This is a genomic window from Pseudomonas cichorii, assembly GCF_015471405.1.
GTDB classification, from domain to species: Bacteria; Pseudomonadota; Gammaproteobacteria; order Pseudomonadales; family Pseudomonadaceae; genus Aquipseudomonas; species Aquipseudomonas serbiensis.
The window spans coordinates 96,105-115,595 of the sequence record NZ_BLVZ01000018.1 but is presented as its reverse complement, the minus strand read 5'-3'; the positions used below and the strand labels follow the sequence as shown (position 1 = coordinate 115,595).

16 protein-coding genes are annotated in these 19,491 nt (G+C 60.8%); 4 read left to right on the top strand and 12 right to left on the bottom strand.

Annotated features, from left to right (window positions below; genetic code table 11):
• Window positions 1–13: 13 nt before the first annotated feature.
• Together JL015_RS24455 and JL015_RS24450 are read right to left on the bottom strand one after the other, a co-directional pair.
• Window positions 14–367: a 4Fe-4S dicluster domain-containing protein gene (locus tag JL015_RS24455; RefSeq protein WP_201020299.1), complete on the bottom strand. Its 354-nt coding sequence runs from the start codon at window positions 365–367 to the stop codon at window positions 14–16.
• Entirely contained in the window at window positions 364–1,971 is a 1,608-nt protein-coding gene (locus JL015_RS24450; RefSeq protein WP_201020298.1) for an FAD-dependent oxidoreductase, read from the bottom strand. Before JL015_RS24450 ends, JL015_RS24455 begins: the two co-directional genes overlap by 4 nt.
• A 344-nt stretch (window positions 1,972–2,315) precedes the next feature.
• On the opposite strand from JL015_RS24450, the gene JL015_RS24445 reads away from it, so the two are divergent.
• Window positions 2,316–3,572 carry an MFS transporter gene (locus JL015_RS24445; protein ID WP_201020297.1) on the top strand — a complete coding sequence of 419 codons (1,257 nt, stop codon included), beginning with the start codon at window positions 2,316–2,318 and terminating at the stop codon, window positions 3,570–3,572.
• Here JL015_RS24445 and JL015_RS24440 read toward each other — a convergent pair.
• From JL015_RS24440 to JL015_RS24420, 5 genes are all read right to left on the bottom strand, one after another.
• Window positions 3,554–4,900: an amidohydrolase gene (locus tag JL015_RS24440; RefSeq protein WP_201020296.1), complete on the bottom strand. Its 1,347-nt coding sequence runs from the start codon at window positions 4,898–4,900 to the stop codon at window positions 3,554–3,556. The two genes, JL015_RS24445 and JL015_RS24440, sit on opposite strands and share 19 nt — an antisense overlap.
• Window positions 4,901–4,915: 15 nt before the next feature.
• Window positions 4,916–6,100 carry an acyl-CoA dehydrogenase family protein gene (locus tag JL015_RS24435; protein WP_201020295.1) on the bottom strand — a complete coding sequence of 395 codons (1,185 nt, stop codon included), beginning with the start codon at window positions 6,098–6,100 and terminating at the stop codon, window positions 4,916–4,918.
• A 20-nt stretch (window positions 6,101–6,120) separates the two neighbouring features.
• Window positions 6,121–7,467, bottom strand: a complete 1,347-nt coding sequence (locus tag JL015_RS24430; RefSeq protein ID WP_236250275.1) for an MFS transporter — start codon at window positions 7,465–7,467, stop codon at window positions 6,121–6,123.
• A gap of 5 nt (window positions 7,468–7,472) precedes the next feature.
• Window positions 7,473–9,986 carry a TonB-dependent receptor plug domain-containing protein gene (locus JL015_RS24425; protein ID WP_201020294.1) on the bottom strand — a complete coding sequence of 838 codons (2,514 nt, stop codon included), beginning with the start codon at window positions 9,984–9,986 and terminating at the stop codon, window positions 7,473–7,475.
• A 90-nt stretch (window positions 9,987–10,076) separates the two neighbouring features.
• The gene (locus JL015_RS24420; protein ID WP_236250274.1) at window positions 10,077–10,814 is read right to left on the bottom strand and encodes an enoyl-CoA hydratase/isomerase family protein; all 738 of its coding nucleotides are present in this window, start codon (window positions 10,812–10,814) and stop codon (window positions 10,077–10,079) included.
• A 111-nt stretch (window positions 10,815–10,925) separates the two neighbouring features.
• On the opposite strand from JL015_RS24420, the gene JL015_RS24415 reads away from it, so the two are divergent.
• The gene (locus JL015_RS24415) at window positions 10,926–11,948 is read left to right on the top strand and encodes an alcohol dehydrogenase catalytic domain-containing protein (RefSeq protein WP_201020293.1); all 1,023 of its coding nucleotides are present in this window, start codon (window positions 10,926–10,928) and stop codon (window positions 11,946–11,948) included.
• A gap of 2 nt (window positions 11,949–11,950) precedes the next feature.
• The gene (locus tag JL015_RS24410) at window positions 11,951–13,444 is read left to right on the top strand and encodes a class I adenylate-forming enzyme family protein (RefSeq protein WP_201020292.1); all 1,494 of its coding nucleotides are present in this window, start codon (window positions 11,951–11,953) and stop codon (window positions 13,442–13,444) included.
• Here the strand turns inward: JL015_RS24410 and JL015_RS24405 are convergent.
• Window positions 13,441–14,226, bottom strand: a complete 786-nt coding sequence (locus JL015_RS24405) for an IclR family transcriptional regulator (RefSeq protein WP_201020291.1) — start codon at window positions 14,224–14,226, stop codon at window positions 13,441–13,443. The genes JL015_RS24410 and JL015_RS24405 overlap by 4 nt on opposite strands.
• 421 nt (window positions 14,227–14,647) lie before the next feature.
• Between JL015_RS24405 and JL015_RS27845 the strand changes: the two genes are divergently transcribed.
• Window positions 14,648–15,154: a hypothetical protein gene (locus JL015_RS27845; RefSeq protein ID WP_236124344.1), complete on the top strand. Its 507-nt coding sequence runs from the start codon at window positions 14,648–14,650 to the stop codon at window positions 15,152–15,154.
• A 23-nt stretch (window positions 15,155–15,177) separates the two neighbouring features.
• Here JL015_RS27845 and JL015_RS24395 read toward each other — a convergent pair whose 3' ends face one another.
• The 4 genes from JL015_RS24395 to JL015_RS24380 all read right to left on the bottom strand — a co-directional run bounded on the left by JL015_RS24395 (window position 15,178) and on the right by JL015_RS24380 (window position 19,437).
• Entirely contained in the window at window positions 15,178–15,822 is a 645-nt protein-coding gene (locus tag JL015_RS24395; protein ID WP_025260357.1) for a helix-turn-helix domain-containing protein, read from the bottom strand.
• A gap of 4 nt (window positions 15,823–15,826) precedes the next feature.
• Entirely contained in the window at window positions 15,827–15,991 is a 165-nt protein-coding gene (locus tag JL015_RS24390) for a hypothetical protein (protein ID WP_162883744.1), read from the bottom strand.
• Window positions 15,992–16,154: 163 nt separating this feature from the next.
• Window positions 16,155–18,302 (bottom strand): TonB-dependent receptor, encoded by a 2,148-nt coding sequence (locus JL015_RS24385; RefSeq protein WP_201020289.1) that lies wholly within the window; start codon window positions 18,300–18,302, stop codon window positions 16,155–16,157.
• 175 nt (window positions 18,303–18,477) lie between these two features.
• Window positions 18,478–19,437 (bottom strand): D-isomer specific 2-hydroxyacid dehydrogenase family protein, encoded by a 960-nt coding sequence (locus JL015_RS24380; protein WP_025260355.1) that lies wholly within the window; start codon window positions 19,435–19,437, stop codon window positions 18,478–18,480.
• Between the last annotated feature and the right edge of the window lie 54 nt (window positions 19,438–19,491).

The window sequence follows — 19,491 nt, the reverse complement described above, 5'->3', positions numbered from 1 at the left end:
GATCCTGTGGGGTTCAAATACTGGCCAGCTTGCGGGCCAGGCCGAAAATCTCTTCCATGCGCCAGTGCTGGTTGGCGTAGCGCGGGTCGCTGGCCCATTCGTCCCAGCCGGAGTCGCGGCGGTACTGGCCGGGCAGTCCGCTGGCCAGTATCTGTTGCGGGTCGAGGCTCACGGGCTGTTCGCAGTCGGGGTGGACGTAGAGCGCATCGCTGCTGCAATACAGCTCGCACATGAAGCAGGTCTGGCAGGCCGACTGTTCGGCGATATAGGGTTTGCCGTCGCTGCCGCTGGCCAGCACATTGGTGGGGCACGCCGTTACGCATTGATTGCAGCCGTTGCAACGGTCGCTGAAGATCAGTTCGATCATGCCGGGACCTCGTGGCTGGCACGGGCTTGCATAGCGACCGTATCTCTGCGAACCCACGGCGTATCCAGGCCGCCGCTGCGCAGGTGGGCATCGAAACTGGCGAGGCGTTCGGGTGTGTCGCTGCGCTGATGCATGCCTCGGCTTTCCTTGCGCGCCAGAGCACTGCTGTAGCACCAGCGGGCACTGGCCAGTAGCGCTGCGGTTTCACGCCAGCGCAGCAGTGCTGCCGGAGTTTCGACGCTGTGCTGGGCGCGCAACTGGTCCCACTGGTTTTCCAGCACCTGTAACGAGCGCTGCAACTGAGTGCCGCTGCGAAACAGATTCTTGTCGTAGGGGTGCAATTCGTTCTGCACCGCTCGCACTATTTCAGCGTGATCGGCGCCGCTTGCACCCAGGCTCAGCAAGCCGGCTTCGGCACTGCCCTGGCTTGTTGTCGGGCGGTAAGGCTGGGTCAGTGCATGATGCGCTGCGCCGCTGCCAGCCCACTGACCGCTGGACAGAGCCCAGGAGGAATTCACCGCGCCGCCCCCGGAAATCGCACCGGTCACTGCCTCGCGACTGGCTGCATCGCCAGCGGCAAAAAGTCCGGGTACGCGGGTCTGGCAGTGTTCATCGATCACCCGAAGGCCGCCGACCCCGCGAATGGTGCCTTCGCCGTGCAGTGTCACCGGGAATTTGTCGCGATAAGGATCAATGCCCAGACGGTCGAAGGGCAGCATCAGGTTGGGCTGCACGTAGGGCAGACGTGCGCGGATGTCTTCGGGAATCCGGTCCAGTCGGCAATAGACCGGGCCTTGCAGCAGGGCGCGGGCCAGAGCTTCGTTGAAACCTGGCCCTTGAGTGATCTCCAGTTCTCGGCCACCGGCATCGAAGTAGCGGCCAAAGGTGTAGACCATCGAGCGGGTCATGGTGCTGCCGGCCGGGGCGATGCAGTAATAGTTGGAGAACTCCATGCCGGACAGTTCGGCACCCGCTTCGACACCCAGCAGATAGCCGTCGCCGGTATTGGTGTGACTGCCCAGCAGACGTGAGAGAAAACCGCAGCCGCCAGTAGCCAGCACCACGGCCTGCGCCTGCACTTGCCATTCACGCTGCTGCTGACGTTGCCAGCCACGGGCACCGGCCAGTGCGCCGTTATCGCCTTTGAGCAGTTCAAGGGCCGGGCTCTGGTCCAGCAGGGTGACATTGTGCTCCAGTGCCAGTTGGCGCATGGCGCGCATGTATTCCGGGCCGCGCAGGGCGCGATATTGTTTTTCGCCGCGTTCGTCGCGGGGGAAGCCATAAAGCCGGTCAAGGCCTGGCAGGCTCTGCCAGGTGGTATCGAGAATACGCGCCATCCACTGGCTGTCACCGAGTCCGGCAGCGCTGGCAACACGTTTGTCGATGGCAGCCTGGCGCTGCTCTGGTGGTACCCACCAATGGCCGGGACCTGCGCTGGCTGTTACGCCACTGGTGCCGCAGTAACCCTTTTCTGCAAGGACCACCCGCGCACCTTCACGGGCAGCGGCCACCGCAGCCCAGCTACCGGCCAGACCACCGCCGATCACCAGCACATCTGTGTCGATGTGCAAAGGGGCAGGGCCGTTATGAAACAGGGGAGTCATGGACGAAAAAAGCTCCTGGCGAAAGTCGTTGGGGAGACGGCCTCCGCCAGGAAAGGGGTCGGACTGGTATAGACGATAGGCCCCTGAGAAACGTCTGTGAAAGTCTTTTTAGGTCTAAGCTAATTATGTATTTTCGTTATGTTGACAGTTTATAAGATCAGTTTTATATATTTTAAGCGCGTCTTGGCAGGAGCGAATTCATTCGCGAAAAAGCTGCGTTCGCGAATGAATTGGCTCCTACCGAGTCTTGAGAGGTTTCATGAAACTAAAACCGGAGGCGATTGGTCATTAACCTCGCAGAGGTTGGTCATGTCGCAAAACCTCCAATATTGAAGATGCCAGCCTTGGCCAGTCATTCTGAACGCCGCAACAATCTCTCCCTCGATAGCCTCAATTTCTTCCTTGCGGACGTACGCGACGGGCTTGGGCCTTACCTGGCGATTTACCTGTTGGCTGTTCATCATTGGGAGCCCGCCAGCATTGGTGTGGTGATGACGATTGCCGGTATAGCCGGGCTGATCACGCAGACTCCTGCTGGAGCACTGGTCGATAGTGCTCGCGGCAAGCGGACGATCATTGCGGTTGCGGCATTGCTGGTAACCGGCAGTTGTCTGCTGCTGCCTTTCGTGACTTCATTCACTCTGGTCGCACTGACCCAGGCCCTGAGTGCCGTGGCTGCATCGGTCTTTGCCCCGGCCATTGCCGCGATTACTCTGGGCATCACTGGGCCTCGTGCTTTCACCCGCCGTACCGGGCGCAACGAAACCTTCAACCATGCCGGTAATGCCTGCGCGGCTTTGTTGGCTGGCGGTTTCGCCTACCTGTTCGGGCCTGTTGCAGTCTTCTATCTGATGGCCGTCATGGCGCTGGGCAGTGTGATTGCGATCAGCTTCGTTTCGGCCGATGCCATTGACCATGACCTCGCCCGAGGCCTGGATACAAGCGATGCGCGACACGTTGAGCCGCCTTCGGGATTTTCCGTGCTGCTCACCAACAGGCCATTGCTGCTGTTCGGCATTTGCTGCGCGCTGTTCCATCTGGCGAATGCCGCGATGCTGCCGCTGGTGAGCCAGAAACTGGCGCAGGTCAATCTGCAGATGGCAACGCCATTGACGTCAGCCTGCATCGTTGCCGCGCAACTGGTCATGGTACCTGCCGCCTTGCTGGTGGGAGCCAAAGCCGATGTGTGGGGGCGTAAACCGTTGCTGCTGATCGGCTTCCTGATCCTGCCGTTGCGTGGTGCGCTTTATACCCTGTCAGACGACCCTTACTGGCTGGTCGCCGTGCAATTGCTGGACGGTATCGGCGCCGGTATTTTCGGTGCCCTGTTTCCGGTGATCGTGAAAGACCTCACTTATGGCACCGGGCACTTCAATATCAGCCTTGGCGCGCTCTCGACGGTCTTTGGCCTTGGCGCGGCATTGAGTAACAGCCTGGCGGGCTTTGTGGTTCAGGAGGCCGGTTACAGCGCTGCGTTTCTGACCCTTGCTGCGGTGGCTGCGGCAGCGTTGGTCCTGCTGTGGGTGGCGGTGCCTGAAACACTTGGTGCCAGCAAGTTGCCCACCACAACAGCGGATGGAGATTATCCGCCCACCATATAACTCAACGTCATCCGGCTCAGCGCCCGAATCCCCACGGCAAGGCTTGGATCATCCACGGTAAACCCCGGTGAATGAGTCGGCCAGACGGCTTTGCCTTCCAGTGCTGGTGGCGTGACGCCCATGCGCATGAAGATCCCCGGAATCTGCCGTGCATACTCGGCGAAGTCGTCGGCGCCGTAGGTGCCGTTGTCGATTTTTACGGGTGTGGTGGAGACTTCTTGCAGCACTGGCAGCAATCGGTCGACCAGTGCGGTGTCGTTGTGGCCTGCGCGGTAGTTGCCCGGCAGGTAGTCGATCTCTGCCGTGGCGCCGGAAGCTTCGGCGATTTTCTCTGCGCTTCGGCGCATGCGCATCAGCACGTCTTCGCGCTGTTCGTCGCTGACGGTGCGGATCGAGCCTTCCAGGCGCACTTCGGCAGGGATGATGTTGTGGCGGTCTCCGGCTTCGATCCGGCCTACCGAAATCACCGGCGCGGGCAGCAGGCTCAGGTTCGACTGGCGGCTGGGAATGGTCTGCCAGGCGAGGATGGTCTGGGCGGCGACGGGGACCGGGTCGATGCCGGTCCAGGGGAATGCGGCGTGGGTCTGGCGGCCCTTGATACGGGCGACGAAGGTATCGGCCGCCGCCGTGGTGCGGTTACGGCTCAGGGTGAAGGTGCCAGCAGTGCCGGCAGTGACATGCAGGCCGAAGATCACGGCAGGTGCAGGGTTGGTCAGGACACCTTGTTCGATCATCAATTGCGCACCGCCTTTTTCGCCCAGTGGCGGACCTTCTTCGGCAGGCTGGAATATCAGCTTGAGGGTGCCAGGCAGTTCACTGCGATGGGCGGCAAGTACTTCGGCTACGCCCAGGGCCATGGCCATATGAGCGTCGTGGCCGCAGGCATGCATTACGCTGACTTCCTTGCCACGGGTGCGAAAGTCGCCGCTCTGGTCCTGAACGCGCACGGTCGAGGCGTAGGGCAGGCCGGTCTGCTCGATCAGCGGCAGGGCATCCAGTTCGGCTCTGATTGCAACCACCGGTCCCGGCTTGCCGCCACGAAGTATGCCGACCACGCCGGTATGGGCGATGCCGGTCTGCACCTCAAGACCCAGCTCACGCAGCCTTTGGGCAATGCGTTTGCTGGTGTTGAATTCGCGGTTGCCCAGTTCCGGGTGTTGGTGAATGCCATGGCGAAGTTCGATCACGCCGGGCAGGGCGCGGGCGATCTGCGCATCCAGATCAGCCCAGGCAGCCGGCTCAGCGGCCCGGACCTGGCTCGACAGCAAGGTCAACAACAATGAGGCGCCTGCTATCAGGGGCGCACAGGGCTTGCGATTCGGCTGCATGGGAAACCTGCTCTGTCAGTAGGTGAAGGCAATCGGCGGGTAGTTACCGTTGAGCAGGTAATCACCGATGGCCTTGTACTTGTAGGCCACGGCATCGTGTGTGGTGTGGGTCCGGGCATTGCGCCAGTGACGATCGAAGTTGTATCTCGATTGCGTGGTGGCAGCACCGCCCACTTCGTACAGCCGCTCGCAGACATGCAGCGATGCGCGGGTCGAGGCGATCTTGGCCTCGGCCACGGCAATCGAGGAACGCGCCAGCAGAGCGTCCAGTTCTTCGCCGGCCAGCAGGCCCTGCAATTGAGTGCGGGCCGCGAGATCGACACTCAGCGCAGCCTTTTCAACCAGCGCTTCGGCACCATGGATCGCAGCCGAAAGGTCGCCGATGGTGTGCAGGATGTACGGATCGTTACGAGCTTTGTCGACACCGCTTTCGCGAACCGGGCGCGAACCGTTGCGTGCCCAGTGTACGGCGTCGTCCAGCGCCGCCAGGCCAATGCCGATATCGATGGAGCAGTGGATGAGTTGCGCGCTGGCCCCGACGTAGTTGCGCCGCTGATACCACTGGGCCAGAGGAATCACCTGTTCCGGTTGCACGATGACATTCTCCAGCAAGGTGCTGCCGCTGGCGGTGCTGCGCTGGCCCATGCCGTCCCAGTCATCGAGCATGGTGATGCCTGGCGTGTTGGCGGGCAGGATCACGTAAAGCGCGTTGCCTTCCTCGTCCACCGCCTGGATCTTCAGTAGATCGGCGAACAGGCAGCCGGTGCTGTAGAACTTGCTGCCATTGAGAATCAGCTGTTCGCCACGGCGCTCAAGGCGGGTATGGATTTCGCCGCGAAAGGTGCCGCTGCGCTCGGCGACTGCGCCAGAGGATAATTGCCGGTCGGCAAAGGCGCTGAGATAGCGGCGCTGTTGTTCGGGGTTGGCGATCAGGCGCAGGTGTTCGACGGTGGCGAAATGCGGAAACAGTGCCTGGGCTACGCAAGGGTCGGCCTTGCCCAGGGCGATGAAGATCTGCGCCACCTGCAACTGGCTGATATCGCCGCCGCCCAGTTCGGTGGGCACGCGAGCGGCCCCCAGCCCCGACTCGCGGATCAGGTCGAGCTGGGCGTAGGGCAGGGTGCGGTTGGCATCGCGTTCCGCTGCGCCGGGTTGGATGTGGGTGGCCAGTTCATGGGCCAGTGCCAGGTAATCAGTCATGTGTAACTCTCGAAAAGGGTTCAGGTTGCATCGCGCAAGGACTGGCGTGAAACGCCGAGCAAAAGGATCAGGGTGCCGCAGGCCACCAGGGCTGCGACTATGTAGAGCGCCAGGCTGATACTGCCTGTGTTGGTCTTGATCGAGCCGATCATGATCGGCGTCAGCAGGCTGCTGACTTGTCCGCAGCAGTTGACCAGTGCCAGGCCGGCTGCCTTGGCACCGTCCGACAGGTAATAAGTGGGGATGGTCCAGAAAATCGACGTGGCCACCAGATAGCCGCTGGTCATCACGGTCAGTACGGCAATCGCCGACCATGGGCTGAACAGCATTTGCGGCAGGATCGCCATCGCCAGTGCGGCGGTCAGCCCGCCCAGTGCGAAGTGCCAGCGACGTTCCTGATGCAGGTCCGAATGGCGGCAGGCCCAGAGCATCATGCACACACCGACGACATAGGGCAGTGCCGAGAGCAGTCCCAGATGCCCGAGGTTGGTGACCCCCGAATCGCGGATGATCGACGGCGCCCAGATATTGGTGACGTTGCCGGTACACATGATGGTCAGGCAGTAGGCCAGGGTGATGAACCAGACCTTGCGGTCTTTCAACGCCTCGACGAAGCGCTGATGGCCGCTTGGCTGACGCTGCTTGCGTTCATGGGCAAGGGCGTTGGCGATGGCCTGCTTTTCGGCGCTGCTCAACCATTTTGCATTGGCCGGTTTATCGTCCAGCCAGTACCAGGCGAACAGCCCGGCCAGCACCGGTGGAATGCCGGTGACGACAAACAGCCATTGCCAGCCGGTAAAGCCGCCAAGGCCACCGAAGTGGCTCATGATCCAGGTCGACAACGGGCCGCCGATAATCCCGCAAACGGCAATCGCCATGATGAAACGCGAGGTGATCCGCGCCCGATGGCTGGCCGGAAACCAGTAGGTCAGGTACAGGATCACGCCAGGGAAGAACCCGGCCTCGGCCGCGCCCAGCAGTATGCGCAACACATAGAATTGCGCGGGCGTCTGGGCGAAGGCGGTGGCAATGGTCACCAGGCCCCAGAGGATCATGATCCGGGTCATGGTTTTCTTCGCGCCGAACTTCTCCAGCAGCAGGTTGCTGGGGATCTCGAACAGCAGATAGCCGATGGAGAACACCCCGACGATGATGCCGAAGGTGGCGTCGCTGATGTTCAGGTCGGTCTTGAATTGCAGGTGGGCAAAACTGATGTTGACCCTGTCCAGCCAGTTCAGGACAAAACACAGAAACAGGAACGGCATGATTCGCCACGCCAGCTTGCGGTACAGGCGTTGGTCGAAAACCACCTCATTGTTTTCTGTGGCAGGTTGTGTGCTAGCGGGTAAAGCGCCGGGAGTGCTCATGGGTGTTACCAGCTCACGTCAAGTTTGGCGAAGTAGTAGGCACCTTCCAGTCCGTAGGGCGAGTACCAGCTATAGGTCGGGTTGTCGGTGGGGAAGAAGTAGAAACGCTTGGCCTCTTCGTTGAGCTGTTGTGGCCTGCGATCAAAGATGTTCTCGCCGCCGACGGTCACTTTTATGGCATCGCTCAGCCAGTAACCCAAACTCAGGTCGGTGATGAGTGCCGGGCGGATTTCCTCGTCGCGGCTGGCGGAAACCTGATTGCGTCCGGTGACTTTCGAGTAGCGGGTGCCTTTGAGCGTTACGTCGAAATCGCCCAGTTGCCAGGCGGCGGTCAGGGACGTGACGTTCTTCGGGTAAGCCGTGGTCAGGTTGCCCTGGCGATCACGGCCCACGGCGCTGACGCCGGTGCCGGCCAGTGATTCGGGCTCCTTGATTTTCTCGATGGTCTGCAGGCTCTGGTTGCTCAGCAGAGTCCATTTGGTCTTGCCGTAGCGACCCAGGTCATAGCGGTAATCGGCCACCAGGTCGATACCACGGGTGCGGGTGTCGGCCAGGTTGCCGAAGTAGGACACGATCTGGTTCGGGTCCAGGCCATTGGCCGCCAGCAGGTTGGAGACTGCGGTGCCTTGCAGGTTGCTGGTCTGCAGGATGCGGTCCTTGATATCGATCTGATACAGATCGACTGTCACATTGAGGTTTTCCGTCGGCGTGGCGACAAAGCCCAGGCTGTAGTTCATCGAACGTTCGGGTTTCAGCTCCTTGGCGCCGAGTGCCTGACCGGCAGCATCATCCACCGTCACATAGCGAGTGACTGCCTGTTCCAGTTGGCCGGTCAGCGGGCTGGTGCGCCAGGCGGTGAGCGACGAGGAGTAATACTGTTGTTGCAGCGACGGCGCCCGGAAACCGTTGCTGACGGTGCCGCGTACTGCGAACTGCGGCGTAAAGGCATAGCGCGTCGAGAACTTGCCGCTGCCGGTATCGCCAAAGTCGCTGTAATGCTCGAAACGTCCGGCCAGGCTGACATCCCATTGCTCGGTCAGGCTTTGGCTGAGGTCGATGTAGCCAGCGGTGTTGGTGCGTGAATAGTTGTGTGCATCCTGCGGCGTGAAACCGACCAGCCCCGGTGCGCCAGGGTTCGGGCGTTGCCCGGCCAATGGATGACCGACGGGGAAGATGTAGCCGCCATCGGCGTATGAAGCGTATTCGCCCGCTTCGATGGCGAAGCCGTCGCGGCGGAATTCCAGCCCGGTGGAAACGTTCAGGGGCTTGGCGAACAGCCCGGTATCGAAACCACGGGTCAGGTCCAGGTTATTGGTCCACTGGCTGGCAATCAGATGGCCGCCATCCATGTCGCGAGGGCTGTCCGGGCCCAGCGACGGGTTCAGCGAACGCTCGTTGCGGGTGTTGGCATCGTTGCGGCCATAGCTGGTGCTCAGGTCCCAGCGCCAGCCGAGCAGGTTTTCATGGCGTGCGCCGAACACTGTCTGGAAGTCGTCCTCTTCCACCACAAAGCGCGGCGAGAAACCGTCCGGGTATACCGAGACGATGTTCTGCGGCGAGTTGGCGGTACGGTAAGTCCCCCAACTGGTGGAGTTGCGATGGCTGAGGGTGGAGAACGAGTAGAGGCTGACGTCATCGTTGAGCGGCAACTCGGCGTTGTAGCCGAAGTTATAGGTTTGTGAGCGAGGCTGGCCGAGTTGTTGGCGATAGCGGCTTTCGCTGGTTTCCCGTGGGTCGGCACTGCCGTTCTGCGGGAAATAGATGCGGGTGCGGTCAGGTACTGCGCCCGCGACGTTGGAGCTTTCCTGAATGCCGATATCGGCGCTGAGGCTGAAGAAGCCGTCATTGGGCAGCTCGAAACCCTGATTGATCTGGCCCTGGCCACGAGCGCCGAAGTTGCCCTTGCCGCCGACCCGTTCTTTATATTGCCCGTACAGCGCGCTGGCGCTGCCGCCGGAACGGTTGGTCTTGAGGATGATGTTGATCACCCCGGCGATGGCGTCCGAGCCGTATTGCGCAGCGGCACCGTCACGCAGCACTTCGATATGGTCCACTGCGCTGACCGGGATCAGGTCCAGGTCGGCGGGTGACTGGCCGCTGGAGGTAGCAGCGGTCTGCACGAAGATCAGCGAGGTGTTGTGGCGGCGTTTGCCGTTGACCAGCACCAGCACGTGGTTACCGCCCAGGCCACGCAACGTTGCGGACTTCACCGAAAGCCCGGTGCCGCCGGTAAAACCGGCGGCATTGGTATAGGACGGCACGCTGGCGGCCAGGGCATCGCGCAGGTTCTGTTTGCCCGAGCGTGCCAGGTCGTTGGCGCTGATCACGTCGATTGGGGCCAGGCTCTTGGCCACGGTGCGGCCCTCATCGCGGGCACCGGTTACAACGACAGTCTGCAGAGCGGTATCAGTGCTGCCGATTGTGCTTTCGGCGGCGAATGCCAACTGGTTGGCGCAAAGGCCGAGGGTCGCTGCGGTCAGCAGGTTGAGCCTGGGCTGGAAAGTGTTGGGGTGAGACATGGTGAGGCTCCGATGCGGGTGCCGCTTTCCATTCCTGGTGGTGGGTGTTCCTGACAGTACTGGCGAGGCGAAAAGTGTTGGTTATTGTGGTTATCGGTAAAGCATGACGTCCTGGCGGGCCTGATCGACCAGCGCCATGTGTTGCTTGAGACGGGCCTTTCTCTGGGCCAGCAGCAGGGTCTTGGTCCATTCCACCGCCTTGGGCGAATGAGCCGCCAGGCGTGAGGCCAGTTCCAGCGCGCTGGCATGGGCATCGTCCGCAAGCTGGTTGACCAGCCCCATGGCCAGTGCCTGGGAGGCATCGAACGGGCGGGCGCTGAGCATGATGTCCAGCGCGGCGGCTTCACCGATCAGCCCCGGCAGAGTGATAGCGCTGAACCCCGACAACATGCCGTGCTGCACTTCCGGAAAGCTGAAACGAGTGTCATGTCGGGCAATGCGAAAGTCGCAATGAATCGCCAGGCTGATGCCCAGGCCCAGAGTGTGGCCGTGCAGTGCGACAATCACCGGCTTGTTCAGGTCGAAGCCGACGCCGGGCAGGGCGCGGGCGAGCAATTCGCTGCTCACGGCTTCGCCAGTGGCTTCGATTTCCTTGAGGTCGGAGCCTGCGCAGAACGCTCGCTCGCCAGCGCCGCGCAGAACGATTGCGCGTACGGCCTGATCGTCCCCGGCGCGCTGCCAGATTTCGCCCAGTTCGCGTTTGGCCTGGCTGTCCAGGGCGTTCAGACGCTCGGGGCGGTTGAGAGTGACCTGCAGAACGCCTTCCCCAAGGTGTTGATACTCGACTGTCATGACTTCGATTTCGCTGAGTGTGAAAGAAAGACGCATTGCCTCTTGAGGTCCGCGCCAAAGTGAGGAAAACTTAATTGATGTTCATAATGCAAACAACATGTTTGTTATATGAACATATTCTTAGTGGGTCACTAATGGTTATAAAAAATGAAAGCGATAGTCCTGAAAGCCTTCGGCGGGCCTGAGCAACTGCAAGTCGAAGAGGTGCCTACGCCACAGATCGGTCCGGGTGAAGTACTGGTCAAGGTTCACGCTGCAGGCGTCTGCCATCACGATTTGCTGCACCGTGCCGGGCATCTTCCCGGGGCGCATACCGGCGTGGTGCTGGGCCATGAAGTGGCTGGCGAGGTGGTTGAGGTCGGCGCGGGCGTTCTGCAACTGGTGGTCGGCTCAAGGGTTGTGGTCTATCAGCGACGTTTCTGTGGCCAGTGCCGCGATTGCCTGCGCGGGCGCCAGGATTTGTGTCGAGCGCTGGGCCTGCCGTCGGTGGATACCGAAGGTGCCTACGCCCAATACCTGCGTATTCCGGCGATCTCTGCAATCGAATTGCCTGACGGCCTGGATTACAGCCTGGCGGCGCTGGCGTCCTGCCCGATTGCTACCAGCGTGCGGGCATTGCACGGCGAGGCGGCGCTCAAACCGGGCGAGACCGTATTGATCAACGGCGCCAGTGGTGGCCTGGGCGCGCATCAGATCCAGTTGGCCCGAGCGCTGGGCGCGCGGGTGATTGCCGTGACCGGCAGCGCCGCGAAGCGCGATTTTCTCCACGAACTGGGTGCCCATGAAGTGGTGGTTTCAGACGGCAGCTACAGTGCCGAAGTCTGGAAGCTGACCGGCAAGCGCGGCGTGGATGTGGCGATGGAAAACCTCGGGCACACCCTTGAAGACACCTTGCGCAGCATGACCCTTGGCGGTCGCGTGGTGGTGCTCGGTAATGTCCAGCCGGGGAGTGTGCCGATTCCGCCAGGCTTGCTGATCGGTCGGCGGCTCAAGGTTCAGGGATCGGGCAGTGCCACTGTGGAAGAGCTGCGGGTCGCGCTGGCGCTGATCCATAGCGGTCAGGTGCGGCCATTGATCGACCGGGTGTTGCCGTTTCAGCAAGTGAGCGAAGCCCATGCGCTGCTGGAGTCGCGTCAGGTCAATGGGCGTATCGTTTTGAGTGGGTGGTAGATATGGATATCAGTACCTTGCTGGGGCAGGCCGCTTCTAAATGGCCTGATCTGCCAGCGTTGAGCGAGCCGGCCAGTGCTCGCAGCCTGAGTTTTCTTGAACTCGACCGTGCTCTTACCGCATTCGGCCAGGTGCTGGACCGGCTCGATATCGCACCCGGTTCGCGGGTGGCGTTGCTGGCCGATGCCAGTATCGATTATCTGATCGCCGACTATGGCTGCATGGCCAATGGACGTGTCCGCGTACCCCTTGATCCGGCACTGTCGCCTGATGAACTGCTGGCCCAGTTGCGTGATGCAGGTGCTGCCTTGCTGTTGTTTTCCGGGCAGTACGCGGCGGTTGCCGAGGGTCTGACGCAGGCGGGCATTGCCTGCCGCTCGCTGGATTCGGTTATCGAAACAGCGCCTGCCGAGATCGGGCCGCGCGCCGCACAACCGGCCCAGGCCCTGGCTTCACTGAACTACACCGGCGGCACCACAGGTGTGCCCAAGGCGGTCATGCACCGGCATGCCAGCCTCTGTGCCGTGTTGCAGAACATCGTGATGGGCCGTGGTGCGATTCTGGGCGATGTATTGCTCAATGTCCGTCCGTTGTGGCCGATTGCGGCGGTAGCGGTGCTGGCGCATCTGCTGAGCGGCGGGCAGGTGGTGCTGGGTGGGCGTTTCGACAGCAGGAATTTCCTGTCGCAGTTGAGTGAACATCAGGTTGCCTTCAGCTCTCTGGTGCCGACTCAGCTGTTGCGGTTGCTGCGTGAAAATGGCAGCGAGCCCGCAAAATTGCCCGCCTTCAAGAGCCTGGATATCGGCGCAGCAGCCTTGAACGGTGAAGTGCTGGAAGGCTCTTTCAAGTTGTTCAGTGGGCGAATCAGTGTGCTTTACGGCATGACCGAGGCTCCCTGGAGTTGTTATCTCGCTGCCGCGCAAATGGCAGCGTTACGCCGTGCCGGAGAAAGTGCCGAAGGCGTGGTAGGGCGGCCATTGTTTTCTGCGGCCATCCGCATTAACCAGCCGGACGCCAATGGCATGGGCGAGATTCTGCTGGGCGGGCCGCAATTGATGAGCGGCTACTGGCAGCAGGAGGCCAAGAGTGCCGAAGCGCTGGATAACGGCTGGCTGCGCAGTGGCGACCTGGGACGGATTCGTGACGATGGGCAACTGGTCGTGCTCGGGCGCTGCAAGGACATCATTCGCAGTGGCGGCAAGTCGGTACAACCTGGCGAAGTCGAGCAGAGCCTGCTGAGCTGTCCGGGCGTCAAGGAGGCCCATGTGTTCGGTCTGGCGGATATCGAGTGGGGTGAGCAGGTGTGTGCGGCAGTGGTGGTTGACCCGGCAAGCCCGCCGTCGTTGCAACAACTGGCCGAGCATTGTCGCGCCAGCCTGTCGCGGCACAAGGTCCCGCGACAGATCTACTTCATCGACGAATTGCCGCGTTCGCATTACGGCAAGGTGCAGAAAAACCGTCTGCTTGAGGCGCTTGGGCCACAGTTGCCGGCTTAAAGATTGCCGAGTTGCGCCGCGATGCCCTCGCAGGCGCGGCGCACATGGCTGGCCAGTGACGAGGCTGGATGGGTTTCATCCTCCATTGCCAGGCCTGCCACCACCACGGCGCCCAGAGCCAGGCCGGCCTCAAGGCGGATCGGAAAGGCCACGGACGACAGGCCCGGCTTGAACTCGCCATGACCGAAGGCGAAGTCCTGCTGGCTGCGGATCTTCTCCAGTGCGGGCAGCACTTTGGCGTAGCGTTCCTGGCCCAGAATGTTCAGCGCTGCTTCTTCGCTGTAAGTAGACAGCACGGCGCGGCCGCTGGGGCTGCCATCAATGGGGTACTGATCTGCCAGATCGACGATGACGTTGAGTGGCGTAGTCGGTGTCCACATCCTCTCGATCAACACCACTTGATCACCCACTGGAACCGACAGCGAGACGATTGCCTGGCGTTCGCCAATCACCCGTTGCAGTTCGATGGCGTAGGGCAGGGCAATCTTGCGCAGGTTCATGCGGTTCAGATAGGCCGCCGAGTAGATCAGGCTCTCAGGCCCGATCCGGTAGGTCGCGCCCTGGGATTCGATCAGGCTCCAGTAGGTCAGGGTCTTGAGCAGACGATGGATGGTGGAGCGATCGATGCCGGTCAGCCGCGCCAGGTCCAGCGCGCTGGCACCGTTCTTGAGGCCAGCCAGGGTGCGCAGCAGAACAATCGAACGGTCAATGACCTGAACGCGCCCGCCGCCAGCGTTTTCCTTGCTGCTATTGAGTGCGGGGTGAGTCGAAGAGATATCCATCGTGGCAGTGTTTTCCGAGAGCATTTTGATCGGCAGGCTCGAATGCTGGCCTGACCGGTCGCCAAGGTTAGCCGTGATCGGATGCCGGGTGAAGAGCCAACTGACGTTGTATCGGCTTTATTGGAAAGCGCAGCTTGAGCATTTATTTGCATCGTGTTTAGAACAAATATGCATTTGAGTTATGAGCATGGAACCAATAGCGATATCCATTGCGTGGTATCGGTCGTTAAGTGGTGCTCTATGGATGCAATGGCATCCATTTATCTGCTGCTACAGTTCATGCACTGGTAATTGGCATGAAACCGTTTGCCTTGGCAGCAGCCGGTGCTGTTTTGCCAGCATCTTGCCGTGCTCACGCTTGAGCCTAGAATCGGCCCCATCAGCTCCACACCCTATCGTCAAAATTGAAGAGGATTTCACCATGATGAACGCGATGCAGATGCCAATGAGCGCCAACATGCCGATGATGCCAATGATGGGCATGCCGATGATGATGGCGACCATGACCTGCAAAATGGTCGAAGACGGCATGATGTGTACCATGAAGCCGGCGGCTGGCATGGACATGGCCATGTTCAAGAACAACGCCGAAATGATGCAGATGATGATGAACTGCGGCATGCCGGTCATGATGCAGTGCGCCAACATGTCGATGATGTGCATGTCCGAAGCGGCCATGGCGATGTCCATGAACATGCCGATGATGGGGATGTCGATGCCGATGGGTATGGGCATGCCAATGATGAAGTGCATGATGGAATGCACCATGATGGCTGACGGCATGACCTGCAAGATGATGCCGATGGCTGGCATGAGCATGGACATGATGAACAACTGCTGCATGCTGATGATGAAAATGATGAACGATTGCAGCATGCCGATGATGATGAGCTGCAACGGCATGCCGATGATGTGCTGCACCTGCTGATCTGATGCGGGACGTCGCGAACCTCAGTCGCGGCGCTCGGGGTGGGTGACCACCAGATAAGCCACCGCCTCGCTGTCTACCGGGTTTCGGTAGCGGTGGGGCTGGTCTGCATAGAACATGATCGAATCCCCCGTTGAGAGCAGGAAACGCTCTTCGTTCACACTGATCTCCAGCGCACCCTGCGCGACTACCAGATTCTCCTGCACGCCCGGCCCATGCTCGGCGGAATGTTCTTCCCCCAGCGGGCTGATCCGCAACTCATAGAATTCAACATGACGCGATGTGTCGTACGGGTAGAGCGCCCGGCTGATAAAGTCGCCGCTGGCACTGACCAGGCGCTTGCTGTCGCGTGCCGGCATCACGGTCACACCTTCGCATTCGCGGTTTTCCAGAAAGGCTGCAACCGAAACCCTGACAGCCTTGGCGATCTTGAACAGTACCTTGATCGACGGCACGCTGCGCCCGGACTCGATCTGTGCCAGCATCGCCCGGCTCACCCCGCTCAATCTTGCCAGGGCATCCAGCGATAACTGGCGTTTGCTGCGCAGGCGTTGCAGGTTCTGTGCGACGCGAGAGCCGATCAGGTCGTCTTCGTTGGTGGCCGCCTCTTGTCCAAGGTCAAGTGGGGTGTCAATCGATGTTGCCAGGAAACGCTCCGATGTCGTCATGGCGTTACGCTTGACGAGGTGTTTTCGGTGACGCGAGGCCATCGCTTCCCGGTTGCGTCACGATTCCTGCCTGATGAGCGTACATCGCCCACATCAGACGGCCCAACTGCTGTGCGTGCTTGCGTTTGCGAAACAGGCCTAGGTCGATGATCTGTGCGGAGTGGCTCATGAAGGAATCCTTGTTTGCGAAGCTGGGCATGGGTTGAGACTAAGGGTTTTTTTATAGAACGATAAATAATTTGTTTTCATGTATTGATTCGATTCTGGAATATGTAATTCAGGAACTGCCTGCACCGCCTCTGGGTGTCGATGCAGGCTGATCACGTTCTCGGTTACAGGTCGTAGCGCACGCTCAGAGTGATGGTGCGTGGGTCGTTGACCGCGTAGTACGCCGTGCTGCTTGCCGCTGAATAGGCGATGCTTTGCGGGTAGGCGCGGTTGAGCAGGTTCTTCACTGCCAGGGTGGTGGTCCAGTGACCGTCGCCGCTGCTGTAGCTGGTGTTGGCGTTCCAGAAGCTCTGCTGAGGGACTTCGTAGATATCGCCATTCACGGCGTTGGCGTAGGACTTGGTCTGGAACTGCCAGTCGGTGCCAGCCACCAGAGCGCCGGGCACATTCACCGGTACGGTCCAGTTCAGGCCCAGTGATGCGTTCCAGCGCGGGGCGAAGACCATCCAGTTGCCATCGGCATCCACTCCCGCACCTGCGGCGTTCTTGAAGTCGTCGTACTGGGCCTTGAGGTAACCCAGGTTGGCGGTCAGGGTCAGGTCGCGGTTGAGCAGTGCGGTATTTTCCAGCTCGACGCCGTAACTGTGTGCGCTGCCGACGTTGGTTCGCAGGTTGGCGCTGATGGCCGGGTCCCAGGCATTGGTCTGCAGGTCGCGGTAGTCGTTGTAGAACACCGCGACGTTGCTGCGCAGACGGCCACCGAGGTAATCGCCCTTGAAGCCGGTTTCATAGGTGATCACGTTTTCCGGCTCGAAGCCCTGCTGGGCGGCGGCGAGGGTCGGTGCCCGGTTGTCGAAGCCACCGGCCTTGAAGCCCTTGGCCACGTAGCCGTATTGGGTCAGGTTCTCGCTCCAGGCATATTCCAGACCCACTTTCGGGCTTACGGAGGCCCAGCTGTCGCTGGTTTCTGCGCTGAAGTTGAGCCCGGTGATCTCCCGAGCGGTGGTGATCCTGTAGTTCTTGTAATCGAAGTTCTTGTGTTCGCTGGTGTAGCGCAGACCAGCGGTCAGCGACAGGCGCGAGGTCAGCTTGTAGTTACCCTGGCCGTAGAGCGCGTAACTTTCTGTGTCGGTGGTGCTGTACTGGCCGCTGGCATTGACCCGATCAGCCGCTACCGAATAAGTGAGGCTGTCGCGTTCGGCACGGAAGCGCTCTTTGTACAGGTAGACGCCGAGGGTGTAGTTGAAGCGTTCGTAGTCGCCATTGAGCTGGAATTCCTGAGTGGCGTAGCGCTGTTTGTAGCGGATCAGGTTGTTTTGTACCGGCGAGGCATTGCCGCTGTTGGCTTCGCCGGAGTTGTCATAGTCCACGGGTTGGTCGAAGGCCGACCAGCCGGTGACTGACTTGAAGTTCAGGTGATCGTCGAAGGTGTAGATGGCTCGCAGCACGGCGCTGCCCTGATCGAGGCGGTTCTTCGGATCGAGGCTGCTGTAGGTCTTGAACTTGTCGAAGCGGCCGGTGGCCGGGTCGAATGGCGTGTAGCTGGTGGTGTCACCACGGTCGAAGGTGCCTGCCAGGGTCAGTTGCGTGTCCCAAGGCGAATCCAGCGGTGCCAGGCGCAGCTTGCCGCGATAGGACTGGATATCGACATTGTTCACATCGGTATCGCGAGTGCGGTTGCGCACCGTGCCGTCGCGACTCAGGCGCAGCGCAGAAAAACTGCCGAACAGGGTGTTGTCCACCAACGGCCCGCTGATCAACAGGCGGCTGCTTTGCGCGTTGTAAGTCCCGGCACCCAGTTCGACGAAGCCACGGGTTTCCTGGGTCGGATCATGGGTGATCACCCGAATCGCACCAGCCGCACTGTTACGGCCATACAGCGTGCCTTGCGGACCGCGCAATACTTCGACGCGCTCGACATCGTTGAAGTCGAGCATCGAGGAAATCGCCCGGGGGATGTACAGATCGTCGGCGTACACCGCGACAGCGGCTTCCTGGATCGGATCGGTTTCGCCAATGCCGCGAATGCCATAGGTCTGTGCGCTGTAGGAGATCGACTGACGGCTGAGTGTCAGGTTCGGCACCCGCCCGGAGAGGTCGCGGATATTGTTGATCTGCTGGTCGCGCAGGGTGTTTTCATCGAAGGCGCTGATTGCCCGTGGGGTTTTCTGCAGGTTTTCCTGACGGTGTTCGGCGGTGACGGTAACGCTGGGCAGACGTTCTTCCGGCAGCGGGTCGCTGGCGGCGAAGGTACTCAGAGGCAATGACAGCAGTAACGGGGAAATGCTGTAGCGCAAGGTAGGTTTGGCCATGGACGGAGTTCCTGACGGTCAACATGCTCGGTTGGTGTGTGCAACCTGCAACCGTCCACGGAAACGCACGAGAGCCGGGGAGGGTGCAGGAATCCTGTGCCTCCGCCGGGTCGGGGTCGGTCAGTCTGTAAATGGGCAGTATTTTTTTATGGGGTGGTCTGGTTTGTCGCGAGCTTCAGTAACCGCGCTGGTGATCCACCAGGTTGTTCAGGGGCAGGCCCTGACGATAGCGCTTGAAGTTCTCGACGAAATCGTTGACGAAGCCTTGAATGCCGTCGGTGGACAGCGCACAGGTATGTGGCGAGATAAATACCCGTGGATCGCTGTACAGCGGGTGGCCTGCCGGCAGTGGCTCGGGTTCGGTTACATCCAGTGTGGCGCGGCCAATCCAGCCGGCTTCGAGTGCTTCGAGCAGGGCCTGCTGATCAAGCAACCCGCCACGGGCAATATTGATCAAATGCAGACCGGGCTTGGAGCTGGCCAGTACTTCACGATTGATCAGGCCGCGGGTCTGCGAGGTCAGGGGAGCAGCCAGCACCAGATGGTCGGATTCGGCAAACAGGTGATGGAGGTTTTCAGCCACTTCGACCTGCGGCAACTCGGTCAGCGGCTGCTCTGGTCGGCCAAGGGCGATCACGCGCATACCCAGCGCCGTGGCCTTGGTCGCCAGGCTGCGGCCGATGCTGCCTAACCCCAGAATACCCAAGGTACGGCCACGTACCGGTTGTAACTGGCTGAAGCTCCAGTCGTCATCCTTGACCCATATGTCCGGCAAGCGTTTGGCTGCGGAAAATACGGCTGCCAGCGCGAACTCGGCGACCTGCTCGGCATTGCTGCCCTTGCCGCTGGTGACCGGTGGCCCCTGGAACAGCCAGTCTGGATAGAAATCGATGCCCGAGGACACCAGTTGCACCCAGCGCAGCGACCAGGGCCAGCCGCGCGGTGGTTCATCCACCCGACGGCCGCGTACGTTGACCGGGCGCAGGATCACCACGTCTGCACGTTCGGCATTGAACTGATCGGGCGTCAGGTCCAGAACCCGGTGCTCAGGCAGTTGCCGACGGATCAATTCGTTGGTCTGGGCATCCAGTTGGCTGGCGATCACGCTAACAGTGGTAGCAGAAGACTGGTTCATCAGGCACTCATCACAGGAAACACGGGAACGCCCGTTTCAGGCGCTGTTATCCCG

Excerpts from the sequence above, each read along its gene's own strand:
- JL015_RS24390 (WP_162883744.1), bottom strand. The coding sequence starts at position 15,991 with ATGAGCCACTCCGCACAGATCATCGACCTAGGCCTGTTTCGCAAACGC.
- JL015_RS24405 (WP_201020291.1), bottom strand. The coding sequence starts at position 14,226 with ATGGATATCTCTTCGACTCACCCCGCACTCAATAGCAGCAAGGAAAAC.
- JL015_RS24440 (WP_201020296.1), bottom strand. The coding sequence starts at position 4,900 with ATGCAGCCGAATCGCAAGCCCTGTGCGCCCCTGATAGCAGGCGCCTCA.
- JL015_RS24395 (WP_025260357.1), bottom strand. The coding sequence starts at position 15,822 with ATGACGACATCGGAGCGTTTCCTGGCAACATCGATTGACACCCCACTT.
- JL015_RS24435 (WP_201020295.1), bottom strand. The coding sequence starts at position 6,100 with ATGACTGATTACCTGGCACTGGCCCATGAACTGGCCACCCACATCCAA.
- JL015_RS24425 (WP_201020294.1), bottom strand. The coding sequence starts at position 9,986 with ATGTCTCACCCCAACACTTTCCAGCCCAGGCTCAACCTGCTGACCGCA.
- JL015_RS24380 (WP_025260355.1), bottom strand. The coding sequence starts at position 19,437 with ATGAACCAGTCTTCTGCTACCACTGTTAGCGTGATCGCCAGCCAACTG.
- JL015_RS24415 (WP_201020293.1), top strand. The coding sequence starts at position 10,926 with ATGAAAGCGATAGTCCTGAAAGCCTTCGGCGGGCCTGAGCAACTGCAA.
- JL015_RS24430 (WP_236250275.1), bottom strand. The coding sequence starts at position 7,467 with ATGAGCACTCCCGGCGCTTTACCCGCTAGCACACAACCTGCCACAGAA.
- JL015_RS24420 (WP_236250274.1), bottom strand. The coding sequence starts at position 10,814 with ATGCGTCTTTCTTTCACACTCAGCGAAATCGAAGTCATGACAGTCGAG.
- JL015_RS24410 (WP_201020292.1), top strand. The coding sequence starts at position 11,951 with ATGGATATCAGTACCTTGCTGGGGCAGGCCGCTTCTAAATGGCCTGAT.
- JL015_RS24455 (WP_201020299.1), bottom strand. The coding sequence starts at position 367 with ATGATCGAACTGATCTTCAGCGACCGTTGCAACGGCTGCAATCAATGC.
- JL015_RS24450 (WP_201020298.1), bottom strand. The coding sequence starts at position 1,971 with ATGACTCCCCTGTTTCATAACGGCCCTGCCCCTTTGCACATCGACACA.
- JL015_RS27845 (WP_236124344.1), top strand. The coding sequence starts at position 14,648 with ATGATGAACGCGATGCAGATGCCAATGAGCGCCAACATGCCGATGATG.
- JL015_RS24385 (WP_201020289.1), bottom strand. The coding sequence starts at position 18,302 with ATGGCCAAACCTACCTTGCGCTACAGCATTTCCCCGTTACTGCTGTCA.